Genomic DNA, 23,562 nt, shown 5'->3' with positions numbered 1-23,562 from the left:
ATCCCACCGCTGCGCCCTACACCTTCACCGGCCGACCCGCTACAATCTCGCCCCTTCCCCGTAGTCTCCAAGGATCGCCGATGTCCGGCCTTGAACTCATTGCCGCCCTCCTCGGCGTTACCGCTGTCTGGCTCACGGTCAAGCAGAACGCCTGGTGCTGGCCGATCGGCCTGGTCATGGTGCTGATCTATGGCTGGCTGTTCTACGAAGTAAAGCTGTACTCGGGCATGTTGCTGCAAGTGGCCTACGCCATCCTGCAACTGTACGGCTGGTGGCAATGGAAGCGCCCCGACCACGCTGAGGACGCCCGTCAGGTCTCCCGTCTGCCACGCCCGGCACTGCTCACCGGCCTGGCCGCCGGGGTGCTGCTGAGCGCCGCCCTGGGCGCGGCCATGGCCAACTGGACCGATGCCGCCCTGCCCTGGCTGGATGCCACCCTGACCGGATTCAGCCTGGTCGCGCAACTGTGGATGGCGCAGAAACGCCTGCAGTGCTGGCCACTGTGGGTCGTGGTCGACATCGTCTATGTGGGCCAATACCTGCATCAGCAGCTGTATTTCACCGCAGGCTTCTTCGCCGTGCTCACCCTGATTGCTGTACGCGGCTGGCTGGAATGGCGGCGCGACCCGGCGTTGGTACAGCCATGAGTGCGCCGCAAGCAATGAAAGTGCTGGTACTGTGCGGCCCAGAATCCAGTGGCAAAAGCTGGCTCAGCGGGGTGATCCAGGCACATTTTGGTGGCGTGGTGGTGGGCGAATACGTGCGCCATTTCATCGACCAGCAATGCCGTGACACCTGCTACGCCGATATTCCCGCCATCGCCCGCGGACAACTGGCATGGGAGGACCGTGCACGTGAGCAGGCGCCCCCGCTGCTAATTCTGGACACCCACCTGCTAAGCAACATGCTCTGGAGCCACGCACTGTTCGACGACTGCCCAACCTGGCTGGAAGAGGCACTGCTGGCACGGCGTTACGACCTGCACCTGTTGCTCAGCCCGCAAGGGGTGGACTGGATTGCCGATGGGCAGCGTTGCCAACCCGACCTCAGTGATCGTCAGCGCTTTTTCGACGACAGCCAGGCGTGGCTGAGGCGACACAACCAACCGCACCAAATACTTGATGGCAATTGGCCGCAACGCCAATTGCTGGCCCTGCAATCGGTTGCTATGCTGCTTGGTAGCGATGCGCCATCATACCCAACCGAGTGTTAAACCACTGACACACCCCGGTGGGGCAAAGCCCCCGAAATTGCGGGGCTTCCCCCTGTCCTGGGGGCAGTGTCAAGCCCGTGAAACACACTTGCAAAAACCCTTCCCATCAAGGCCACAGCTGACTTTGCCGGCAACGCGCAGGGCAAGCTGTTTCAAGCCTGAGACAGCATGCGCCGCATTTTGTCAGCCTCTTGCCCTAACTATCTGATCTGAAACGTATTCTAAAAAGCGGCACACCTTCTGCTCTGTCGTTCGCATCGCTGAACAGGCCCAGCGCTCAAAGAAGGAGTTGCCGTCGTGAGGAAACGTGACAAACGCCTCTATCACCTATTACTGGTGGGTTGTGTACTGGGGTCACTCAGCCTGACGGCTCAGGCGGACAAGGGGATCATCATCATCAAGCGCGATGTGCAGGTGCGCAACGCGACCATCCCGCCGCTGATTCCAGACCCGAGCCCTACCACCGTCAATGCCAACCCTTCTGCCCACGTGCTCAAGCAAACCAACGAGCTGAGCGATGGCGATTTCGCCAGCATCAGCAGTGGTGCAGGCATCAGCAACCTGGTCACCCAGCAGACCAACAACCTGGGTGGCAACCTCGGCAACCAGAACCAGCTTCCCAACTTGGCGGGCGGACGCGGTACGGGGTCGGGTAACGGTATCTCGAACATGGTCAACTCGAGCGTGCAGCGTGGCCTCGCGCCGCTGCAGATTCTGACCGGCGGGGGCAAGTGAGATGAAGCGCACACTGCTGATGCTGGCCGCCCTTTGCACTGCACCGGCCTTTGCGCAATCCCTGGTTCCGGTCATCAACAACGCTGATATCGACAGCTCCGGCAGCCGCTATCAGGGCAACCTCTCTGTCAACCAGGCCGCTGGTGACAAACAGCAGCAGGTCAATGCGCGCGCCATCGCCGTCGGCCCCGAAGCCAATGCAAGCACTCAGATCCGGCAACGGCTCAACACGCCCGCCGACCCCGCGATGGACGCGCGCTCAACCATCCAGGGCAACGCTTTCAGCAACGGCAGCGGCGCCCTGGGGGTCAACCAGAGCGCAGGTGCCAACACCCAGCAAGCCAACGCACTGAGCATCAGCATTGGTGCACAACCGCAAAGCATCGACGACAGCGTCCTCATGCAACAGAACGTGGCGCTGATCAACAACTCAGGAGCAACTGACATTCCAGCAGGCTATCGCCAGGTCACTACCAGTGACCAGGCCTTCACCGGTAGCCGAGGGGTGATCCAGTTGAACCAGAGTGCCGGGGTGGGAAACCGAATGGCCAACACCTTGAGCATCCGGGTCGCGGATTGACCCTGCAGTTAAGAACGACACTTAACCTAATAGCGTACGGAGAATCACCATGAAACCCTCGATGGCAATCAAGCCTCTGGTTTTCGCAATTGCTGCGGTCATGGCTGTTGCTGTACAAGCTGGGCAAAATGATCGGCGTAATGACCACCATAACGGCCACCATAACAATGGTCATCACAATCCTCCACCCACCAAGATCCCTGTGTATGCAACGGCCAATGCCTGGGATACCCAAACCAGCACTCGCAACCGCATCTCCAATGAAGGCACCATCAACGAAGCCGAGATGAGTGACTCTGGCACCGGCTCCAGCGGCAACGTTGGGATAAACGTGGCGGCCGGTAACGGCAACCAGCAAGACAACGCCGCTGCCATTGCCAACGCAGGCTCCGACTCGAGCCTGGACAACAGCTTCGTGTTCGGCATGGCCAGTGCCACGGCTGACGTTGTGCAAACCAGCAGAAACAACCGGGTCGACAACTATTCGACCCAGTCTTCGGCGGTGATGAGCGGCTCAGCCAGCGGGGCTGAGGGCAACATCGGCATCAACGTTGCCGGTGGCGACCTCAACCAGCAGAAAAACACCATGGCCATCGCCAACACCGGTGCTCCGCTGGGCAACGCCACTGCCACGGCTTCGGCCAATCAGGACGGCCCAGGCCTGGTTGTAAACAACAGCGCCGACCGCACCTACCGGGTGGATACGATTACCATCACCAAGTCGGCCAGCGGTTCAAGCTCGAAGGAAGGCAGCTTCAACTCGACCGACGACCGCAGCTCGTCTTCGAGCTTCAGCCTCGCCGGTGCGCATAGCGCCAGCTCCAGCGGCTCCAGTGGCTGGGACTCCAGCGGCTCGCAATCCAGCAGTGCCAGCGGCTCCCACAACTCGAGCGCAAGTGGCTCGTTCGGCTGGGATGCCAGTGGCTCTGCCAGCGGCAGCCACAGCGCGTCGAGCAGCGCCAGCCTGACAGCCTCGCTGGACGCTGACGTTAGCGCCTCGCGTACCCGGACCACCGACTTTGGTCGTTTCGAGCGTACCGATTCCAGCTCCTTCGAAGGCTCGCTGAATGCGTCGCTGGATGCGTCGATCGACAAGTCGCACGAAAGTGCATACGACTCGTCGTTCGAGAAAGCATTCGACTCCAACTACGACAAGTCGCATCAGTCGTCCTACGACAAGTCCAAGGAGTCTTCGTACACCAAGTCTCACGACTCTTCGTACGAGAATGCTTCTGCGTCTGAGTTCTCGAAGTCTGGCGAGCATTCGAAAGAATCCTCGAACGACGTTTCGAAGAGCTACAGCGAAAGCAGCGCTTACGACTTGAGCAATACTGTGTCCTTCCAAGTGCTGACCCCGACCGGCTGGGCCAACCCCGTCACCAACACTGCAACCCTTAGCGGTTCGGTGAACGGTGGCAGCGGTAACCTGGGCGTGAACGTAGCAGCCGGTGTGGGCAACCAGCAAAGCAACTCGCTGGCCATCTCCAACACCTCGTTCTGACCGCTGTGCTTGAGGCCCCCTTCGGGGGCCTTTCTTCAACACACCGTAAGGCACCCGATCATGCGTATTTTCGCCTTGGCGTTTTTGCTGTGCCTGGCCAGCGTGAGCGAAGCTGCACAAATGCCGCTGTCCGTCCTGCCGGGCGGCGCCGTGGTGTTCAAACCGATCCAGAGCTTGCGCGAACGCAAGTTCGCCGACCTGGTGCAACAAAAGACCGACTTCAGCTGCGGCGCGGCCGCGCTGGCGACCATCCTGCGCCAGGCATACTGGCTGGATGTGGACGAACATCAGATCATCGAAGGCATGCTGGCCCACGCCGACCAGGACCTTGTGCGCACGCAAGGCTTCTCGATGCTCGACATGAAGCGCTACGTCGAAAGCCTCGGGATGCGTGCCCGCGGTTACCGGGTGGCGCCCGAAACCCTGCACAGCGTGCGCATTCCTGTCGTGGTGCTGATGGATGTGCGCGGCTACAAGCACTTCGTGGTCATGCAGAAAGTCGACAAAGGTTGGGTGTACGTCGGTGATCCGGTGCTGGGCCACAAACGATACAAGGTCGACGATTTCCTCAAGGGCTGGAACGGCATCATCTTCGCGGTGATCGGCCAGGGTTACGACAAGAACAACATCCTGCTCGACCCGCCCCTGCCACTGACCGCCAAGGGCCGGGTGAACAACTTCACCCCCGTGCAGGACTCAGAGCTGCTGGACTTCGGCTTCATCAGAAGCGACTTCTTCTAACGACTGTTCTAATGACAAGGAGCATGAGGCTCCAGGGAGCATTTCATGAAGACTTCATTGTGGTTGGCCATCGCCTGCCTGGCAGCCAGCTTGCCCAGTCACGCAGAGGCGTTGAAACCCATTGAACTGAAGGACCAGGAGCTGGCGAACCTGCGGGGCCGCTATGTGATGCCCGGAAGAATCGTGAGCTTCGGCATCGTCATGTCCAGTACTTGGCAAAATACAAAAGGGGATGTGATCGGGGCAACGTCCACGCTGCAGGTTCAGCAATCGACCATCAAACCCCAGTTCTATGTGTCGATGATTGACAAAAAAGGCGCAGGTCCGGCGCCGAGCAACGCTTCTGCTGCCGGGACTGGCGTGGTAACGGGCGGCAACGGCCTGACCACCACCGAAGGTGTGACCCAGGTGGTCCGTGCAGCCGGTGACAACAACGCCGCTTACAACAACGTCGATATCAACGTGACCAAAGCCAACCAGGCACCCGCCGTACAACAGCAAGGCCAGGTACTGGCCGCCGGCCAGACCCTGGTCGGGGAAAATGGCGCCGGCGCGCTCAGTGTGTCTTCCAGCGGTGTAGGCGTGCAGCTCAACATCAATGCCAGCAACAACCAGGGCAGCAGCGTTCAACGCCTGGCCCAAGGTGGCCTGCTGCAGAACTCGACGCTGCTTGGCAATGGCAACCTGGTCAACAACGTCACCACCCTGAACGTTGTCATGCGCGAGAGCGTGCCGACAGCGGCTTCCCTCAACGGTAGCCTCGACCAGCTCAAAGGTCTTCGCACCTTCGGATACTGATCTACGCTCAGTCTCATCGAAAGTAGTTGGAAGGGACGGCAACTCCATGTACCGATCTTTTACGCTCCGAGCTTTTGTGTGCTTGACGACCTTGGCCCCCGCCACCGCACTTTACGCAGCCGCCGACCCACAAGTCGAAGCGCTGAAGCAGGAACTGATTGAACTCAAACGCCGCTATGAGGCACAGCAACAGGCACTGATGGTGCTGGAGCAACGTGTGCGCCAAGTCGAGGAGGCCCCTGCTGCCGCGCAACCCAAACGCTTGGTCAAGTCTCCGGCCGAGGGGGTGAAAGGTGCGCAGACCGTCGCTTCTGGCGCACCGGGCACTACAGGGAGCTCCTACGGCCAGGCGCTGACAGCCGATTCCGAGCCGGCGCAAAGCGTTTCCAACCTGTATGACGAAGCCAGCGGATTCTTTGGCGGGGGCAAGTTCAGCTTCGAAACCGGCGTCACCTATACCCATTACGATACCCGTGCGCTGACCCTAAATGGCTTTCTGGCACTGGACTCGATCTTCCTCGGCAGCATCAACCTCGACCGGATCAAGGCTGACAACTGGACCCTGGACATGACTGCCCGCTATAACCTGGCGCAGCGCTGGCAGTTCGATATCAACGTCCCCGTGGTTTACCGCGAGTCCACCTACTCGTCCGGTGGTGCGGGGGGGGCCGGGGCAACCACTTCCGATGCCAGCGTGACCCGCGACCCGGAAATCGGCGATATCAACGTCGGGGTTGCCTACAAATTCCTCGACGAGGACGAAACCTGGCCTGACGCAGTGGCCACCCTGCGCATCAAGGCACCGACCGGCAAAGACCCCTACGGCATCAAACTGCGCGAGGTGGACGGCAACAACAACCTCGCGGTACCGGAAAGCCTACCGACCGGCAACGGTGTATGGTCGATCACACCGGGCATCTCGCTGGTCAAGACCTTCGACCCGGCCGTGCTGTTCGGCAGCCTGTCCTACACCTACAACATGCAAGACTCGTTCAGCGACATCAGTCCGCAGGTGAACAGCAAGGTGCCGGGTGACGTCAAGCTTGGCGACTCGTGGCAGATCGGCGGGGGCATCGCCTTTGCCCTTAACGAAAAGATGAGCATGTCGTTCTCGGTATCTGACCAGTTCGCCCGCAAGAGCAAGATCAAACCTGATGGCGGCGACTGGCAATCGATCTCCAACAGTGACTACAACGCCGCCAACTTCAATATTGGCCTGACCTTCGCCGCCACCGACAACCTGACCATCGTGCCCAACCTGTCCATTGGTCTGACCGATGACGCACCTGACTTTTCTTTCAGCCTGAAATTCCCTTATTACTTCTGATAGTTGCCATCGGCCGGGCCTGTGCGAACGGGCCCGGCTTTGGTTACGAGCCTTGTAACCGGCCGCCTTCCCTGCCCTGGCCTGATATCATCAAGCACAGATGCATGACGATTTAATGGCAAAAGGGAAGTTTTTGTGAAGAACCTGTCCGACCACCCAAGCACCCGGCTTGCCACTTTGGCGGCTCTGGTGCTGGTGATCCCACTGGGTACGCGCGCCATGCTGGGTTGGTCCAACCCGTTCGGTTACCTGTCCGATCTCGCCCTCGGCAGCCTGTTGATAGTGCTGCTACACCGCAGGCCGTGGTGGCTGGCGCTGCCGGTGCTGCTGGCCTGGGCGGCGCTGTGGGTGGCCTCGGCCGAACTGGTGAGCGCAGTGGGCCGACTGCCCACCAGCGCCGACCTGAACTACCTGACCGACCCGCAATTCATGGAGAATTCGACCGGTGGCGGCCTGGCCCATGCCTGGCTCCCCTGGGCCCTGGGTGGCGGCCTGCTGGCCTGGCTGGCCTTTGCGTGGCGCAGCCGTGCTCGGCGTAGCCAGCCACTGCCGCGCAAAGCCTGGGCCATACCCGTACTGCTGTTCGGCGCGCATTGGGGCAGCCAGCAGTTGCTACCTTCCGATGCCGACCAGTGGCGGCAATACAACCTCCCCCACCAGTTGATGTCTGCCGGGGTCGGTAACCTGCAACGCCAGGTCGAAGGCTGGATGGGCCACACGCAAACCTTCACCCCGCTGGCCAGCAGCGGCCTGACTCAATCCGACCTGCATGGGCAAAGGCTGCTTGCCGGCCCGGGAAGCGCCCGCAACTTGCTGGTGATTACCCTGGAAGGCATCCCGGGCGCCTACCTGCGACCTAACCGCCAGGCGCTGAACAGCCATTTCAACGAAGACTTGATGCCCAAGCTCAGCAAATGGGCCGAGCGCGGCATGAACACCCCAGACTACGTGCTGCACACCCACCAGACCATCCGTGGCCTGTATGCGATGCTGTGCGGCGATTACGACAAGCTGGCCAACGGCACGCCCAAGGGCGTGGAACTGCTGACCCAGAACCAACGCAACCAGGCCTGTCTGCCGGCACAATTGCGCCAGGCCGGTTTCACCACCCACTACCTGCAAGGCGCGGGCCTGCGCTTCATGGCCAAGGACCGCATCATGCCGCACATCGGTTTCGAAGCGGTGCATGGCCAGGAGTGGTTCAGCAACAAGAACTACCTGCACTTCCCATGGGGCAAGGATGACCGCGCTTTCTTCGAAGGCGCCCTGGGCTATGTGGGCCAGTTGCAGAAGCAGGACAAGCCATGGATGCTGACGCTGCTCACCGTGGGCACCCACCAGCCCTATTCGGCGCCGGCCGAGTACCTCGAGCGCTACGCCACACCGAAACAGGCAGCGGTCGCCTACCTGGATGACGCAGTCGGGGCATTTCTTGACAATCTTGAGCGCCAGGGCGTCCTCAAGGACACACTGGTGGTGGTGACTTCCGACGAGTCCCACGGCATCGATGGCGTGCGCCTGGCCTCGTCCTGGGGCTTCAACCTTACCCTGGCGCCGGAGCAGGCCCAGCTGCCAACCATCAAGCGCGGCACCTACGGCCATATCGACCTGGCCACCTCGCTGCTCGACTACTTCGCACTGCCCATTCCCGTCGCGCTTGGCGGTCGCTCGCTGTACCGCGACTACGACAGCGGCCGCGAGATGATCTCCTACACCAACGGCATGCTGCGCTACCACAACGGCCAGGGCCTGTTCACCGAATGTGACTTCCAGCAGCGCTGCCGGCGTTATGCCAGTGAAGGCTTCATCGCCGACCAGGCCCGCTACCTCGGTCCGGCCGACAGCCTGCTGGGCCAACAGATCGGCGCCTTGGCCGTGGTGCTCGACCAGTCCTTGCTGCAAACCCCGCTCAACCTGCGTTACCAGTTCGGCGGCCCTTCGCCGATCAAGTTGCGCAAGCGCATTGACGATGACTGGGCCGACAACCTCATTGGCGCCCAGTATCTGGAAATGCCCGGAGGCTCGCACACCCGCGTGCGGGTCAAGGTCCGCTCGCTGGACCCCAAACGTGCGGCCTACATCCGGCTCAAGGCCAAGCAGTTGGAACAGGACGTGCCGCTGGGCCTGCCAGAAGAGGTAAAGGTCACCACCGACGCGCCACTGGAGATGGAGTTCAGCTTCGACAACCCGACCGAGCGCAAGGCGTTTTCCTTCCACTTGCTGGGCTATGGCGGCGGCAAGGTAGAAGTCAGCGACTTCAGCGTGATCACCGCCCTGCCTGGTGAGGATGACGGCGCCGATGAACGGGCCGAGGGGCATATCGCCCATTCGGGCTAAGCAGATACCGCTCATCGCCCGGCCACCGGTGCTTGTCGAATCGACCTGGTCGTACTCGACCAAGGTGTGAATCCCCCAGCGAGGAGACAGCACCATGAGCACCCGCGAAAGCAGGCACCCGGTGGTTTCCCGCAGCCAGTGGCTGGCGGCTCGCCAGCAACTGTGGCTGCACGAAAAAGCATTTACCCACCACCGCGACGCGCTAGCTGCAGCCCGTCGCGCCCTGCCTTGGGTAAAGGTCGAGCAGGATTACCGCTTCTTCGGGCCAAACGGCGCGTTGAGTCTGGCCGACCTGTTCGCAGGCCGCAGCCAGTTGCTGCTTTACCACTTCATGTTCGCCGAAGGCTGGAGCGAGGGCTGCCCCGGCTGCTCTTTTCTGGCCGACCACTTTGACGGCGCCAATCTGCACCTGGCCCACCACGATGTGTCGCTGGTGGCGGTGTCTCGGGCGCCGTATGCCGAATTCCAGGCATTTCGCCAGCGCATGGGCTGGCAGTTCCCGTGGTATTCGTCGCATGGCAGCGACTTCAACGAGGACTTTGGCGTCAGTGTCGGCAGCGAAGGCCAGCGGCAGTACAACTATGAGCCGTACGAGGGCAATGAAAGCGAGCTGCCCGGCTTGAGTGCGTTTTTCCGCGAAGGCGACGGCAGCGTGTACCACACCTACTCAACCTACGCCCGCGGACTGGACATTCTGGTCAACACCTACAACTTCCTCGACATTGCGCCACTGGGGCGCAACGAAGGTGGGACCATGGACTGGGTGCGGCACCATGACCGCTATGAAGGGCAACCGGACAAGCCTCACTGCTGTCACAGATGATGCTGGCAACACGCACACCTGTGGGGGGGCAACTGTCCTGCTCAACATTGACGGCCTGCGCGGTCGCCCCGTAGGAGCGGGTTTACCCGCGAAGAGGCCGGCCCTGCTGGCCAATTTCCACCCGCCGTGCACCGTTGCGGCCGCTACCGTATTCGCGGGTAAACCCGCTCCTACACAGATTGATGGTGGACACACATCGGAGATTGGACACAGCCCGTCGTGTAGGAGCGGGTTTACCCGCGAAGAGGCCGGCCCTACTGGCCAATTTCCACCCGCCGTTCACTGTTGCTGCCGCTACCGTATTCGCGGGTAAACCCGCTCCTACACAGATTGATGATGGACACACATCGGAGGTTGGACACAGCCCGTCGTGTAATCGATGGACTCGCCCCCGCCGAGGCATCACAGTGCCACGGTGGTGTTCGAAGAAGCCAACGGCAGCGAGGGCGAGACCATGAAAAAGCATAGTTCGAAACACGATTCCCTGTCTTCCACTGATGTGGAGCTTTGCACAACCATCTGCGTAGACCTGGCCAAACAGGTCTTCCAATTAGCAGGCGAGGACGCTACTGGTCGGGTGATCTACGAAGATCGCATCAAATCCCGCCAAGCGTTCCACGATTTCCTGCTCAGGCTGCCAACGACCGTGGCCGTCTTGATGGAGTGCGGTCCAGGTGCACAAGCCTGGGCCAGACTGCTGCAGGCCAAAGGTAATCCGGTTCGCATCCTGCCGGCGCAACGTGTCGCCGAACATCGCAGCGGTGCTAAGAACGATCGTAACGACTGCTATGCCATTTTGCGTGCCGGTCGCGATACGAGCATCGCTTCGATACCGATCAAGAGCACCACAGCACTGGCTATTCAAGCGCTGCACCGTATCCGGCGCGGTAACATCAAGCGACATACCGCGCTGGGTAATCAGATCCGTGGTTTGCTACTCGAGCATGGCGTATCCATGCCCCAGGGCGATGCCGCGATCAATAAGCATGTGCCTCAGGCGCTTGAGGATGCTTCCTTGCCTCTACCCGACCTGTTGCGCGAGTTGCTCGATGAGTTGCTGATGGACTGGTTGTCTCTAGGTGAACGCATAGCGGCGCTGAGCCGCCGGCTCGAAGCGACTGCCCAAGAGGATAAAGTCGCTCAGCGACTGATCACCATTCGTGGCGTCGGCCCTATCATTGCCACGGCGATCGTGGCGAAACAGACCGACCCCAGCCGCTTCGCCAGTGGCCGAATGTATTCCGCCTTCTTCGGTATCGTGCCCGATCAGCACAGCAGCGGAAACAAAATCAGATTGGGCAAGATGAGCAAGCGCGGTGACGGCTACATACGCAGCCTGATGATCCAGGGCGCGCATGCTGTCTTGAGTCAGTTAAGGCCTGATTCCGATCAGCCAGATGATCGCCGCCTCTTGCGCTGGCTATCCCGCCTTGGGCGCAAGGAGGCGGCGATCAGGCTGGCTAATCGAAATCTGCGGATTATCTGGGCCCTGTTACAGAGCGATCAGGTTTACCAACGCAGACCGAACGAAAAACCGGAGGCGGCTATGAGCCTCTGACCAACCGGGTAATGCCACCGGGGCGCTAGGCGCTCCAACCCCTGCTAGTGAACATTGACCCTAGGTAAGACCGTCGCAGACCGATGCCTCCGCTCCTACAGGCCTGATAGTGGCCTCCATGTAAACGGCACACTGCGAGCTCACCACGATGTTGGCCAGAAGCAAAAAGCTTCCTCGAACAGGCCTGATACATAGATGCAACCGGGTTCCTATGTTCAAAAAAGCAGCTAGACAGTGTGGGCGAGTCCATACATAGGAGCGGGTTTACCCGCGAAGAGGCCGGCCCTGCTGGCCAATTTCCACCAGGCGTTCACCGTTGCCGCCGCTACCGTATTCGCGGGTAAACCCGCTCCTACGCCGGATCGAGGGTGGACACGCATCGATGGTTGGGCGCAGGCACCGTCGTGTAGGAGCGGGTTTACCCGCGAAGAGGCCGGCCCTGCTGGCCAATCTCCACCAGGCGTTCACCGTTGCCGCCGCTACCGTATTCGCGGGTAAACCCGCTCCTACGCCGGATCGTTGGTGGACACACATCGGTGATTGGACACAGCCCGTCGTGTAGGAGCGGGTTCACCCGCGAAAGGGCCGGGCCTGCTGGTCAATTTTCACCCGCCGTTCACCGTCGCCGCCGCTACCGTATTCGCGGGTAAACCCGCTCCTACACACAGATCGTTGGTGGACACACATCGGTGATTGGACACAGCCCGTCGTAGGAGCAGGTTTACCCGCGAACACCGGCAGAGCCGGTGCCAGCCACCGCGTTGGTCTCTCTGCGGACATGCCCGCACAGAGACCTCGATCTGTCAGGCTCGCACCCCCAGCATCCCACGCTCAACGATAAAATCGATCACCGCCTGCAACCCCTCGCCCTTCTTCAGGTTGCTGAAGGTCCAGGGCCGCTGCGGCCGCATGCGCTGGGTGTCGCGCTCCATCACCTCCAGTGAAGCCCCTACATAAGGCGCCAGGTCGGTTTTGTTGATCACCAGGAAGTCGGACTTGGTAATGCCTGGGCCGCCCTTGCGCGGGATCTTCTCGCCCTCGGCCACGTCGATCACGTAGATGGTCAAGTCAGCCAGCTCCGGGCTGAAGGTGGCGCTGAGGTTGTCACCGCCGCTTTCCACGAAAATGACTTCAAGATTACCGAACTTGCGCGCCAGCGCTTCGACCGCCGCCAGGTTCATCGAGGCGTCTTCACGAATGGCCGTGTGCGGGCAGCCACCGGTTTCAACGCCAACGATGCGCTCCGGCTCGAGGGCGCCGGCCTCAGTGAGGATGCGCTGGTCTTCCTTGGTGTAGATGTCGTTGGTAACCACGGCGATCTGGTAGTGATCGCGCATGGCCTTGCACAGCGCTTCCAGCAGAGCGGTCTTGCCAGAGCCGACCGGGCCGCCGACACCGACGCGCAGGGGTTGTTGATAGCTTTGCATGCAGGCAGTCCTCAGGAACGGAACAAACGGGTGTATTGGGTTTCGTGACGCGATGAAGCGATGGCCAGCAGCGGCAGGCCGCCGCCGAGCTGGTCATCGCCCAGGGCTAGCGCCTGGTCCAGTGCAGCGGGCAAGTCGGCGCCAAGGTCGCGTAGCAAGGTCTGGGCAGCCTGCTGGCCGAACGGCACCAGCTTGACCCCGGCCATGACCGCGCCCTCCAGCCAGGCAAAGCCATGGCCCAATGCCAGCTGGCGCAGCGGGATGGCCCAGTGTGCAGCCAGCCAGGCCATACCGCCCAACTGGGTCAGCTCAAGGCTGGCGCGCCAGGCCGGTGCCTGGCCCAGTTGCCAGCCGTCGAGCAACCGCGCCAGCGCTGCGCCGCGCTGCTGTTCTTCCAGGCGCAGCTCGGCGGTTTCGCGGTTGGCCAGCAAGAACCGGCTCCAGTGGCCGAACGCTTCGGCGTCTTCAGCCTGGCAAGCATGGTACAGACGCGCCAGCACCGGCCAGTCGAGGCAGGCTAGGGTGTCGTGCACCTGCTCACGCTGCCAACCGACAAAACTGTCCACGCCCCGAACCCAGCCGGCCTCGACCGCCCACTCCAGGCCTTGCGAATAGGTAAAACCACCCACCGGCAAGCCGGGGCTGGCCAACTGCAGCAGGCGCAGCAGCGCCAGGTCGCTGTTCATCAACCGGCCAGTACCAGCGCGGCGCCGGCCAACAGGCCACCGCCAAAGGCCTTCTGCAGGCCGCTGTGACGGCGCAGCAGGCAACCGACTGCAAAGCCCGCGGCCAGCAGCAAGCCGCTGACCGCGACAAACCCTGCGCTGAATTGCCAGAAAGCGCTCGGGGTGGCTTCTACGCCATGGGCCCAGCCATGGAACAGGGCGAACACCGGCATGGCCATGGCCAGCAGCAACTGGCGGCTCGGCAGCAGCACCGCCCCGGCAGCCACCAGCAGCGACACGGCAATCAGGGTTTCCATGCCCAGCACATCGCCGAACAGGTGACCGCACACAGCGCCACCGAACATGGCCGCCAGAGTCGCCAGAGGCAACGTCAGGTTGCGCCGGGTCAACGCGGCGAGCACGCCGGTGCCCAGCAGCATCAGCAGGTGATCGAGCCCGGTCAGCGGGTGCAGCAGGCCGTCCTGCAGCGGGTTGCTGTCATGGCCTGGATGGGCGAAGGCTGGCAGTGCCAGCATCAACAGAAACAGGGCGAAAGTCTTTTTCATCGGTTGCTCCAGGGCAGTTCAGGAATGGGCAGGCAGGCGTACGAACGGGTGATCGTGGCCATGGGCATGACTGTGGCTGTGGCCATGCGGTGCACTTTGGTAAGCGCCCGCTTCAGGCTCGAACGGGGCCTGTTCGGCCTCTACCGTCAGGCCCAGCCCCCGCAGCATGTCGTCCAGCACATGGTCGTGCTGGAAGCGCAACAGCCCGGGCTCGATCTGCAGCGGTACATGGCGGTTACCCAGGTGGTAGGCGGCGCGGGCCAATAGATGTGGATCGGCACAGCGCACCGTCGACACCGCCTCGGGCGCCGCCAGCACGCGGATCAGCTGGGTGCCCTCGGCATCGGCCAGCAGTTCACCTCCGCGCAGCAGGTGGCCGCGCTCCAGCATCAGCCCGGCTTCGCGGCCATCGTCCAGGGTTACTCGCAGGCGGCTCTTGATACGGCTGTCCACGTCGAGGGTGACAGTGCCACTGACAACCCGCGTGCCGGGTTCGGAGATACGGCGGCTCAAGACAATCATTTGTGCTCCTCAGAACAGGAAATAGCGCTGGGCCAGCGGCAGTTCGCTGGCCGGTTCGCAGACCAGCAGTTCGCCATCGGCACGCACCTGATAGGTCTGCGCATCGACTTCGATCAGCGGCTGCAGGGTGTTGTGGACCATGTCCGGCTTGCGTACCCGCCGACAGCCGTTGACCACGCCAATCAGGCTGCGCAGGTTCAGCTCCTCGGCCAGCCCGCGGTCCATTGCCGCCTGGGGCAGGAATGTCATGCGTGTGGCATGCCGCGCCGCACCCAGCGCGCCGAACATCGGCCGATAGTGCACAGGCTGGGGGGTGGGTATGGAGCCGTTGATGTCGCCCATGGGCGCGGTGACGATCATCCCGCCCTTGAGCACCAGGGCCGGCTTGACCGCAAAGAACGCTGGCGACCACAGCACCAGGTCGGCCAGCTTGCCGACCTCCACCGAGCCCACTTCGTGACCGATGCCATGGGTGAGTGCCGGGTTGATGGTGTACTTGGCGATGTAGCGCTTGACCCGGAAGTTGTCGCTGTATGGGGTGTCCGGTGCCAGCGGCCCGCGACGCAGCTTCATCTGGTGCGCCACCTGCCAGGTGCGCAGCACCACCTCGCCAACCCGGCCCATGGCCTGGGAGTCGGACGAGGTCATGGCAAAGGCGCCCATGTCGTGGAGGATATCCTCGGCAGCGATGGTTTCGCGGCGAATGCGTGACTCGGCGAAGGCCACGTCCTCGGCGATGCTCGGGTCCAGGTGGTGACAGACCATGAGCATGTCCAGGTGCTCGTCCACGGTGTTGATCGTGTAAGGCAGGGTCGGGTTGGTCGAGGATGGCAGCACGTTGGCCTGGCCCGCCGCACGGATGATGTCCGGGGCATGGCCGCCACCGGCACCTTCGGTATGGAAGGTGTGAATGGTGCGGTCGCCGATGGCCGCCAACGTGTCTTCGATACAGCCCGACTCGTTGAGGGTGTCGGTGTGAATTGCCACCTGGATATCCATTTCCTCGGCCACGCCCAGGCAACAGTCGATGGCTGCTGGCGTAGAGCCCCAGTCTTCATGCAGCTTGAGCCCGACAGCGCCTGCGGCAATCTGCTCGCGCAGCGCGTCCGGCCGCGAGGCATTGCCCTTGCCCAGCAGCCCGATGTTGATCGGCAAGCTGTCGGCAGCCTGCAACATGCGCGCAAGGTACCAGGGGCCGGGCGTGCAGGTGGTGGCATTGGTGCCAGTGGCCGGCCCGGTTCCACCGCCGATGAACGTGGTGACACCGCTGTTCAATGCCTCGTCCACCTGCTGTGGGCAAATGAAGTGGATATGCGAATCGACACCACCGGCGGTGACGATCTTGCCCTCGGCCGCGATCACCTCGGTCCCTGGCCCGACTGGCACGTTCACGCCCGGCTGCACATCGGGGTTGCCGGCCTTGCCGATCACCGCGATGCGTCCATGCTTGATGCCGATGTCGGCCTTGACGATGCCCCAGTGGTCGATGATCAGCGCATTGGTCAACACCAGGTCCATGGCCTCGGCCGCCAGCATCTGGCCCTGCCCCATGCCATCGCGAATGACCTTGCCGCCGCCGAACTTCACCTCTTCGCCGTAGATCGTGAAGTCTTTCTCGACCTCCACCCATAGCGCAGTGTCGGCCAGGCGCACGCGGTCGCCAACTGTGGGCCCGAACATGTCGGCATAGGCCTGACGGGAAATACGGCTCATGCCCTGCCCTCCAGCGCGCCCATCACCTTGCCCTGAAAACCATAGACCTCACGCTTGCCGGCGTAAGCCACCAGTTGCACGGTACGCGCCTGACCCGGCTCGAAGCGCACGGCAGTGCCGGCCGGGATGTCCAGGCGAAAGCCCAGGGTGGGCGCCCGGTCGAACACCAGCGCGTCGTTGATTTCATAGAAGTGGTAGTGCGAGCCGACCTGCACCGGCCGGTCGCCATGGTTGGCCACACTGACGCTGACCGTTTCTCGGCCACTGTTCAACTCGATGTCGCCCGCGGCGACCTGGATTTCACCTGGGATCATGCGACGCTCCTTGGCGGTTTCAGACGATGGGGTCATGCACGGTCACCAACTTGGTGCCATCCGGGAAGGTCGCCTCGACCTGCACGTCGTGAAGCATTTCAGCGATACCGGGCATCACCTGCTCACGGGTCAGCACTTCACGCCCCAGGCTCATCAGTTCGGCGACTGTGCGGCCATCGCGGGCGCCTTCGAGCACCGCGGCACTGATCAGCGCCACGGCCTCCGGGTAGTTGAGCTTCAGGCCACGGGCCAGCCGCCGCTCCGCCAGCAGCGCGGCAGTGAACAGCAGCAGTTTGTCTTTCTCTCTCGGGGTAAGCTCCATGGTGCTCTCTCAGGTAGCCCAGATACGCGGTGGGCAGGCTGGCAGGCCGAGGATGGCCGGGCGCAGCACATGCCACAGGCGTTGCAGGGTGCGTTGCAGGTGTTGGTTGTCATGGTCGAGCACCCGGATCACCAGCAACGACCCGAGCAGGGTCGCACCGGCCGGGTTGCCCAGTTCATCGAGTAGCGGGCGAACCTGCTCCAGCACGGCCTGATCGGCAGGTGCGGCGCAGAAGGTGGCGAGTAGCGGGTGCCCACCCAGCTTGTCCAGATGCCCGCCTTCGAGACGCAGGCGCTCATGCAGGCCAACCTCGTCAGGCAGTTCGATGTGCAAGAGGCTGTCGAGGGCGCCGTGGTCGAAACGCTCGTGCATGACCGGCCGGCCCAGGCACAGGGTTTCCCAGGCCAGCAGGCGGGCGCCCGGTTCAAGGGTAAAACGGCTGGCGAGGCTGGCCCGGGCGCCGGAGAAGAAGATGCTGTCCTGCGGCAGCCACTCCAGGGTGCTGCCCGCGGCCAGATGGAAGCGTTGGGCCAACCGCGCGGTCGGGCCGATGCTGCGGTAGAACTTGCTGGCGCCGGGCATGGTCAGCAGCGCGTGGCTACCCGGTTCCAGGTGAATGTCCAATTCCAGGCGGTCGCCGGCGACGATGCCGCCTGGCGGGTGCAGGACATAGACATGGCACGGCGCACCTTCAGGATAGAAAGGCCGCTGCACCAAAAGAGGTCCGAAATGCTTCCACGCACCAAGGCGGGTCACGCCGCCGCGCTGGACAAAGCGCAACTGCAGGTGAGCACTCCAGCCCGCATCGTCTTGCTGTTGTTCGATCTGCTCCGCGAGCGACATCCTGCGGCCCCTGAAATCCGTGGCCTGCTGGCCGTTTAGAGGGTCCGGCGCGGGCGCCTGCTAGCGCGCACGGCCTGACCACTCGATCAAATTCGCAGGCTGGATATAGCAGGTTGCGGGCCAACTTCGCAGGTGAACGATGATGAAACCTGTGCAGTGCCCGCTCTGGCATCGGGCATGCGGGGGAATGGCGCACAAAGCAGGGGCGTGTGTCGGCCCTGTTTCGGTGCCGGCATACGTGAAAATGGGGCTGCGTTGAGCCCCACAATATCAAGCCTCAGTAATCGAAGCGGTCCACGGCACGCCGACGCTCGTTGTCATCACGCCGGTCATAGATGGCCGTGGTCTGGATATTGGCATGGTGCGCCAGCTTCTGCGCAATCGACAGGTCGTGCTCTTCGATCACCCGGGTAATGAATGCCCGGCGAAAATCGTGCGGCATGATCTTCACCCCCACCTGCGCGCCGCGCTGGCGGGCTATGTAGTAGATCGCATGCTTGGTAATGCGTGCCCGGGTAATGTGATTGCCGCGACGGATGCGGTTGAACAGGAACGGGTCATCTTCCGCCCCGGCAGGCAGGTCCTGGCGGCGCAGTTCAAGCCAGGCCTGCAGCTTCTCGAACGCCCACGGCGGTGCGTACTTGACCAGCTGGTGATTGCCCTTGCCCACCACCTGCAGGCTGCGTGCCTCGAAGTCGACCTGGTCAAGGTCGATGTCGACCGACTCCGACTTGCGCATGCCGGTACCGTACAGCAAGGCAATGATCGCCGCATCACGCACCCCCTGTGGCCGCGGGTCGGCAGCGCACACATCCATCAGTTCGCGGATCAGGCTGCGGCGCAGGTTGCGCCCTGGCGGCAGGCGCGAGCCTGTGGCTGGCTTGACCTCGCGAATACGCAACAGCTGCTCGTGGTCGATCAGGCCCTGACGCCAGGCCTCGTTCATCACCCCGCGAATCGCGTTGACGTACAGCGACGAGCTGTTGGGCGCGTAACCATCGGCACGCAGGGCAGCCACCAGTGCAATCACATGGCCCGGCTCGAGCCGATGCCAAGGCACATCAACAATGTTGCAGTCGACAAAACCTAGCCGGTCGGCGGCGTCCTGAAGAATGTAGCGCATGGTTTGCTGGCTGGATGGGGCCAGACGGGCCATGTACTGCAGCAGCGGATTTTTCGAGAGGTCGGACAAAACGTGAATCCTGTAGCGAAGCGTCAGCCGGCACTGAACCAGGCAAACCCTGAAGCAAGTCAAAACGACATACAAGCCAGTCTGAATGACCGCAACACGCGCGTGTCATTCGGACCCTGAGAAGTGCCATCACCTTGATATTCAAGGGCTTTGCAACTGGCACGGATCGTGATCTTACCCCAATTGATGCCTACTGAACGAACCTGCCGGTCCTGCCGCAGCCCCGGGCAGACGAAATGCCCGGTCAACACAGCCAGGCGCCGCCTTGTGTCGCGACAGAGCCCCAAAGCGGCCCCCCACAAATGCTGATGAGACCTGCATAAATACTTTTTGCCTGATTACGGCTGATCACCAGCGGCCAAAGTACCGCTAGACGATAGCCGCCGCCCACCACCCTGGAAACATCTGCTGCACCCGCGGCTCGGCGAAGCGTTCGTCAATCAGCACCAGTACGCCACGGTCCTGGTCACCCCGAATAACCCGGCCCGCCGCCTGGATCACCTTGCGCACGCCCGGGTAGAGGTACGCGTAATCGAAACCCGCGCCAAATTGCCGCCCCAGGCGCTGTTTGAACTGCTCGTTGACCGGATTGACCTGAGGCAGCCCCAGGGTGGCGACAAACGCGCCAATCAGCCGCGTGCCCGGCAAATCCACCCCTTCGCCGAAAGCGCCGCCCAATACGGCAAAGCCCACACCTCGGCCATCGGCGACAAAGCGATCGAGAAATGCCTGGCGGGCCGCCTCGTCCATGCCCGGCTCCTGTGACCACAGCGGAATCTGCCCATGCTGCTCGGCCAACAGCCCTGCCACCTGTTGCAGGTATTCGAAGCTGCTGAAGAACGCCAGGTAGTTACCCGGCATACGCTCATACTGCCGGGCGATAAGGTCAACGATCGGCGCCAGGGAGGCTTGGCGCTGCTGGTAACGGGTGGACACCTGGCTGGCAATGCGCACCTCCAACTGTTCGGCACGGAACGGCGCGGCCACGTCCAGCCAAGCGGTATCGGCTGGCATGCCCAGCAGGTCGCTGTAGAACTGCCGCGGGCTCAACGTGGCGGAAAACAGTGTCACACTGCGCGCCGCCTGCATGCGTGGTGCCAGCAGCCGCGCCGGGGCGACATTGCGCAGGCACAGCGTGGCCAGCCGCCGCTTGCGCGGGCCCTGGCGCTGGCTGATGTCGAACAGAAAGTGCTCGTCGAACAGCTCGGCAACCCGGCAGAACTGCATGGCCTGATAGTAGAACTGCAACACCTGGGGGTCGATGTGCGTGGGTGCCTGGTTCATCTGTTCCTGAATCACCCCGACGCACTGCTGCAGGGCGCGCAGTAGCCCTTCAGGCAGCGACTCGCTGGCCTGGTACGGCGCACGCTGCTCTTTATACAGCGCGTTCCACTGCCTGTTCAGGCGGTCCAGCGCACTGACCAGTCCAGGCGGTTTGCTCTGGCGCAACGCCAGCAGCTGGCCCTGGTCAAGGCTGGCGCTGTACATGCCTCGCCCCCGCTCGACCAGGTTATGCGCTTCGTCCACCAGTACTGCCACTCGCCACTGGTTGAGCTGGGTCAGGCCGAACAGCAAAGCATGCGCATCGAAGTAGTAGTTGTAGTCGGCGACCAGCACGTCGGCCCAGCGCGCCATCTCCTGGCCCAGGTAGTACGGGCACACCTGGTGCGCCAAGGCCACTTCACGCAGGTTGGCGCGGTCGAGCAACGGCAGTGCTGCCGCAGCCTCGCGCGCAGCCGGCAAACGGTCGTAGAAGCCTGCGGCCAATGGGCAGGACTCACCATGACAGGCCTTGTCCGGGTATTCACAGGCTTTGTCGCGAGCGATCAGCTCCAGTGTGCGCAGGGCAGGTTGCGGCGTGGCATCGGTGATCTGGCGCATGGCATCCAGGGCGAGTGCCCGGCCTGGTGTCTTGGCGGTGAGAAAAAACAGCTTGTCCAGCTGCTGCGGCACCATGGCCTTGAGCAGCGGGAACAAGGTACCAAGGGTTTTGCCAATGCCGGTGCTGGCCTGGGCCATCAGGCAACGACCGGTGCTCACCGCCTTGTACAAGGTTTCAGCCAACTGCCGCTGGCCCTTTCGGAACTGTGGGTAGGGGAAACTCAGCGCCAGCAGGCCTTGGTCACGTTCGGCCAAGCGTCGTTGCTGCCATCGAGCCCAGCCCAGAAAGCGCTGGCACTGGGTTTCGAAGAAGGCCTGCAACTCGGCAGCCGAACAGTGCTCAGCGAACAGCGTCTGGCCGTCGCTGTCCACGTCGAGGTACACCAGCGCCACCTCGATGGCCGGCAGTTGTCGTGCCTGGCACATCAACCAGCCATAGACCTTGGCCTGTGCCCAGTGCAGCTGACGGTGATTGGCCGGTTGACGCGCCAGATCGCCACGGTGCGTCTTGATCTCTTCCAGACGATTGCTGGCAGGGTCATATCCGTCGGCACGGCCCCGCACCCTGAGGGTTTCGAACTGGCCTTCAAGGGCGATTTCCGACTCGTAGCCAGCAGCCCGCCGTGCCACCACCCGCTGATGCCCTTCGATACCCTCCTGGGCGGTGGGCGATGGCGTGAAGCGCAGGTCCAGGTCGCCGACCTTGGCGCTGAACTCACACAAGGCGCGCACCGCTACGCTGTAGCTCAAGGTGTTTCGCTCCAGCGCACGTGGCACACCGCGACCGGCAGGCCGTGTTGCCTGCAGAACTCCAGCCAGCGCAGTTGGTTGTCCTGCAGGCGGTCACCGGGCCCCTTGACCTCGACCATGCGATAACGGCCCTGCTCGGGCCAGAACTGAATCAGGTCGGGCATGCCGGCACGGTTGCTGCGAATGTCCTGCAACAGGCGCAGGAAACATTGCTTGAGCGCTGCGGCCGGCAGGCACGCCAAGGCCTGCTCCAGCAGTTCCTCGCTGAGCATGGACCAGGACACGAACGGCGACTGCAACCCCTGTTTGGCCACGTAGCAGTCGAGAATCGCCTGGCGATGGCTACCCTCGTCGAGCCGCCCGAGGCAGCGTTCGAAAAGCGCACTGCGCCGCTGCTGGAAGTCGCTGTCGTGCAGGTCCTGTGGCGCGGCCTGGAACGGGTTGAAGAATGCGCCGGGCACCGGGGCGAAGATGGCCTCCCAGCACAACAGGCCAAACAGGCTGTTGAACAGCGTGTTCTCCACGTAATGCGCCTGCCCCCCTCTTGCATCAGGTGCTGACGCACGGCTTCTTCAACACCCAGCGCAGCGTGCCCACGGGGCAGTTCGAGCTCGATCAGTTCCAGCGGCGTGGTGCGCTGGCGCCGCTGTGGCGGGCCGCCGAGTTTGCGCGCCAGGCGTGGCAGCATGCGTTGCAGCGCCTGCTCCTCCAGCGCATTGGCAGGTGCCGCTGCCAGTTGCAACGCCCGTGCATGGGCCTGGTGCCACTGTTCGCTGCGCTCCAGCACCCTCACCTGGCGAATGCGCGCCTGGGGATGGTTGCACTGCGCATACACAGCCGTGGCCAGGTCCCATTCACCCAGGCGTTCGCATTGTTGGCCCACGGCGAATTGCAGCCGCGCATGGCGCCGGGCCAGCCAGGGGTTGTCGCTGTGCAGGCCCTGCAAGGTGGCAAGGATCGGCAGCGGGTCGCCGCCCTGCTCCAGGCGCTCGGCGCACTGGTGCAGCGCCATGGCCAGGTCGACATCGTCACGTTGCTGCAAGGCACGAGAATCGGAGCTGAACGGCACCTGCTCGTAACGCAGCACGCCCAGGTCGGCGAGGACGAAGTCTGACCAGTCCTGGTACAGGTTGCCGAAGAACAGCAGGCGCATGCGGTCGCACAGAGGTTGCAGGCACCACTGCAGGATGCGCACCTCGCTGTCAGGAAACCACTCGACCAGTGACCGGGCTGCCAGCGCCAGGGGTTGCAGCTGTGCCAACAACTCATGCTTGGCCGCGCGCGGGCGGTTCAGTTGCCGGGCGAAGCAGCGGGCCAGTTCTTCCTTGCGCAGCAACGCGAACAGCTGCTCAAGGTCCAGTTGCTCGGGCTCCCGTACCCAGCCGAGGGCCAGCAACGGCTGCAGTGCCAGCGCAGTATCGCCGATTTCGGCGTAGTCGAGCCGATCGCTGCGAAACAACTCGCCTTTACGCATCACCATGCGCACCATCAAGGCCTGAGCTGGCGCTTGCAGTTGACTGAAGGCACGAATGAAGGCCAGTTCCTGGTCATCGAGCAGGTCCTGGTAGCGCTGTTCGACCCACAGCACGACCTGCCGGAAGTTATGCAGGTAGTAGAACGGGTCGTCGACGGAATGGGCGATCACGGGCGGAGGTCAGGTTGCGGCAACAGGCACTGTTTATACATACAGATACCCCTCCATGACAAGCGCCGCGGGTCGCCTGACGATCAACCAATACTTCAGGGGCTGCATT

The 23,562-nt window shown here is 62.7% G+C and carries 22 protein-coding genes and 1 pseudogene; 12 read left to right on the top strand and 11 right to left on the bottom strand.

Annotated elements, in window-relative coordinates; translation table 11 throughout:
- Positions 1–80: 80 nt before the first annotated feature.
- From pnuC to C4Q27_RS24760, 11 genes are all read left to right on the top strand, one after another.
- Positions 81–647, top strand: a complete 567-nt coding sequence (pnuC, locus tag C4Q27_RS24810; RefSeq protein ID WP_020191413.1) for a nicotinamide riboside transporter PnuC — start codon at positions 81–83, stop codon at positions 645–647.
- The gene (locus C4Q27_RS24805; protein WP_104887508.1) at positions 644–1,213 is read left to right on the top strand and encodes an AAA family ATPase; all 570 of its coding nucleotides are present in this window, start codon (positions 644–646) and stop codon (positions 1,211–1,213) included. The genes pnuC and C4Q27_RS24805 overlap by 4 nt, the downstream gene beginning before the upstream one ends.
- A gap of 297 nt (positions 1,214–1,510) precedes the next feature.
- Entirely contained in the window at positions 1,511–1,948 is a 438-nt protein-coding gene (locus C4Q27_RS24800) for a hypothetical protein (protein ID WP_014591274.1), read from the top strand.
- 1 nt (position 1,949) lies between these two features.
- Entirely contained in the window at positions 1,950–2,528 is a 579-nt protein-coding gene (locus C4Q27_RS24795; RefSeq protein WP_064491054.1) for a hypothetical protein, read from the top strand.
- A gap of 49 nt (positions 2,529–2,577) precedes the next feature.
- Positions 2,578–4,029: a hypothetical protein gene (locus C4Q27_RS24790; protein WP_064491053.1), complete on the top strand. Its 1,452-nt coding sequence runs from the start codon at positions 2,578–2,580 to the stop codon at positions 4,027–4,029.
- A gap of 60 nt (positions 4,030–4,089) precedes the next feature.
- Positions 4,090–4,770, top strand: a complete 681-nt coding sequence (locus tag C4Q27_RS24785; RefSeq protein ID WP_020191416.1) for a C39 family peptidase — start codon at positions 4,090–4,092, stop codon at positions 4,768–4,770.
- A 45-nt stretch (positions 4,771–4,815) separates the two neighbouring features.
- Entirely contained in the window at positions 4,816–5,568 is a 753-nt protein-coding gene (locus C4Q27_RS24780) for a hypothetical protein (protein WP_010953760.1), read from the top strand.
- Positions 5,569–5,614: 46 nt separating this feature from the next.
- On the top strand, positions 5,615–6,895 hold the full coding sequence (locus C4Q27_RS24775) for a hypothetical protein (protein ID WP_004577464.1): 1,281 nt from the start codon (positions 5,615–5,617) through the stop codon (positions 6,893–6,895).
- Between the two features lie 135 nt (positions 6,896–7,030).
- Positions 7,031–9,232 (top strand): LTA synthase family protein, encoded by a 2,202-nt coding sequence (locus tag C4Q27_RS24770; RefSeq protein ID WP_064491052.1) that lies wholly within the window; start codon positions 7,031–7,033, stop codon positions 9,230–9,232.
- 94 nt (positions 9,233–9,326) lie between these two features.
- Positions 9,327–10,055 (top strand): thioredoxin family protein, encoded by a 729-nt coding sequence (locus C4Q27_RS24765; RefSeq protein ID WP_064491051.1) that lies wholly within the window; start codon positions 9,327–9,329, stop codon positions 10,053–10,055.
- A gap of 499 nt (positions 10,056–10,554) precedes the next feature.
- Positions 10,555–11,613, top strand: a complete 1,059-nt coding sequence (locus tag C4Q27_RS24760; RefSeq protein ID WP_104887880.1) for an IS110-like element ISPpu11 family transposase — start codon at positions 10,555–10,557, stop codon at positions 11,611–11,613.
- A gap of 803 nt (positions 11,614–12,416) precedes the next feature.
- Here C4Q27_RS24760 and ureG read toward each other — a convergent pair.
- The 8 genes from ureG to C4Q27_RS24710 are packed head-to-tail and all read right to left on the bottom strand — an operon-like array spanning position 12,417 to position 17,922.
- Complete coding sequence (ureG, locus tag C4Q27_RS24745; protein WP_003253923.1) at positions 12,417–13,040, bottom strand: urease accessory protein UreG; 624 nt, start codon at positions 13,038–13,040, stop codon at positions 12,417–12,419.
- Between the two features lie 11 nt (positions 13,041–13,051).
- A complete protein-coding gene (locus C4Q27_RS24740) occupies positions 13,052–13,726 on the bottom strand; it encodes an urease accessory protein UreF (protein ID WP_003253924.1) in 675 nt (224 codons plus the stop codon).
- Positions 13,726–14,271, bottom strand: coding sequence for a HupE/UreJ family protein (locus C4Q27_RS24735; RefSeq protein WP_064493089.1), 546 nt, complete (start codon positions 14,269–14,271; stop codon positions 13,726–13,728). Before C4Q27_RS24735 ends, C4Q27_RS24740 begins: the two co-directional genes overlap by 1 nt.
- An 18-nt stretch (positions 14,272–14,289) precedes the next feature.
- On the bottom strand, positions 14,290–14,793 hold the full coding sequence (ureE, locus tag C4Q27_RS24730; protein WP_003253926.1) for an urease accessory protein UreE: 504 nt from the start codon (positions 14,791–14,793) through the stop codon (positions 14,290–14,292).
- A gap of 9 nt (positions 14,794–14,802) precedes the next feature.
- A complete protein-coding gene (gene ureC, locus C4Q27_RS24725) occupies positions 14,803–16,506 on the bottom strand; it encodes an urease subunit alpha (RefSeq protein ID WP_014591285.1) in 1,704 nt (567 codons plus the stop codon).
- On the bottom strand, positions 16,503–16,820 hold the full coding sequence (locus C4Q27_RS24720) for an urease subunit beta (RefSeq protein ID WP_104887505.1): 318 nt from the start codon (positions 16,818–16,820) through the stop codon (positions 16,503–16,505). Before C4Q27_RS24720 ends, ureC begins: the two co-directional genes overlap by 4 nt.
- 19 nt (positions 16,821–16,839) lie before the next feature.
- Positions 16,840–17,142, bottom strand: a complete 303-nt coding sequence (locus C4Q27_RS24715) for an urease subunit gamma (protein ID WP_003253929.1) — start codon at positions 17,140–17,142, stop codon at positions 16,840–16,842.
- Positions 17,143–17,151: 9 nt separating this feature from the next.
- Positions 17,152–17,922, bottom strand: coding sequence for an urease accessory protein UreD (locus C4Q27_RS24710; RefSeq protein ID WP_232968800.1), 771 nt, complete (start codon positions 17,920–17,922; stop codon positions 17,152–17,154).
- Between C4Q27_RS24710 and C4Q27_RS29880 the strand changes: the two genes are divergently transcribed.
- Positions 17,872–18,024 (top strand): hypothetical protein, encoded by a 153-nt coding sequence (locus C4Q27_RS29880; RefSeq protein WP_232968801.1) that lies wholly within the window; start codon positions 17,872–17,874, stop codon positions 18,022–18,024. The two genes, C4Q27_RS24710 and C4Q27_RS29880, sit on opposite strands and share 51 nt — an antisense overlap.
- A gap of 238 nt (positions 18,025–18,262) precedes the next feature.
- On the opposite strand, the gene xerC is transcribed toward C4Q27_RS29880, so the two are convergent.
- The 3 genes and pseudogenes from xerC to C4Q27_RS24695 all read right to left on the bottom strand — a co-directional run bounded on the left by xerC (position 18,263) and on the right by C4Q27_RS24695 (position 23,453).
- Positions 18,263–19,177 (bottom strand): tyrosine recombinase XerC, encoded by a 915-nt coding sequence (gene xerC / locus C4Q27_RS24705; RefSeq protein ID WP_004576552.1) that lies wholly within the window; start codon positions 19,175–19,177, stop codon positions 18,263–18,265.
- 369 nt (positions 19,178–19,546) lie between these two features.
- Positions 19,547–21,808, bottom strand: a complete 2,262-nt coding sequence (locus C4Q27_RS24700; RefSeq protein WP_104887503.1) for an ATP-dependent DNA helicase — start codon at positions 21,806–21,808, stop codon at positions 19,547–19,549.
- Positions 21,805–23,453: pseudogene (locus tag C4Q27_RS24695) on the bottom strand (VRR-NUC domain-containing protein). Before C4Q27_RS24695 ends, C4Q27_RS24700 begins: the two are co-directional and overlap by 4 nt.
- Between the last annotated feature and the right edge of the window lie 109 nt (positions 23,454–23,562).

The organism is Pseudomonas sp. SWI36 (assembly GCF_002948105.1).
Lineage (GTDB): Bacteria > Pseudomonadota > Gammaproteobacteria > Pseudomonadales > Pseudomonadaceae > Aquipseudomonas > Aquipseudomonas alloputida.
Note: the sequence above shows the minus strand (reverse complement) of the source record. Positions and strands in the feature narration are given on the sequence as shown.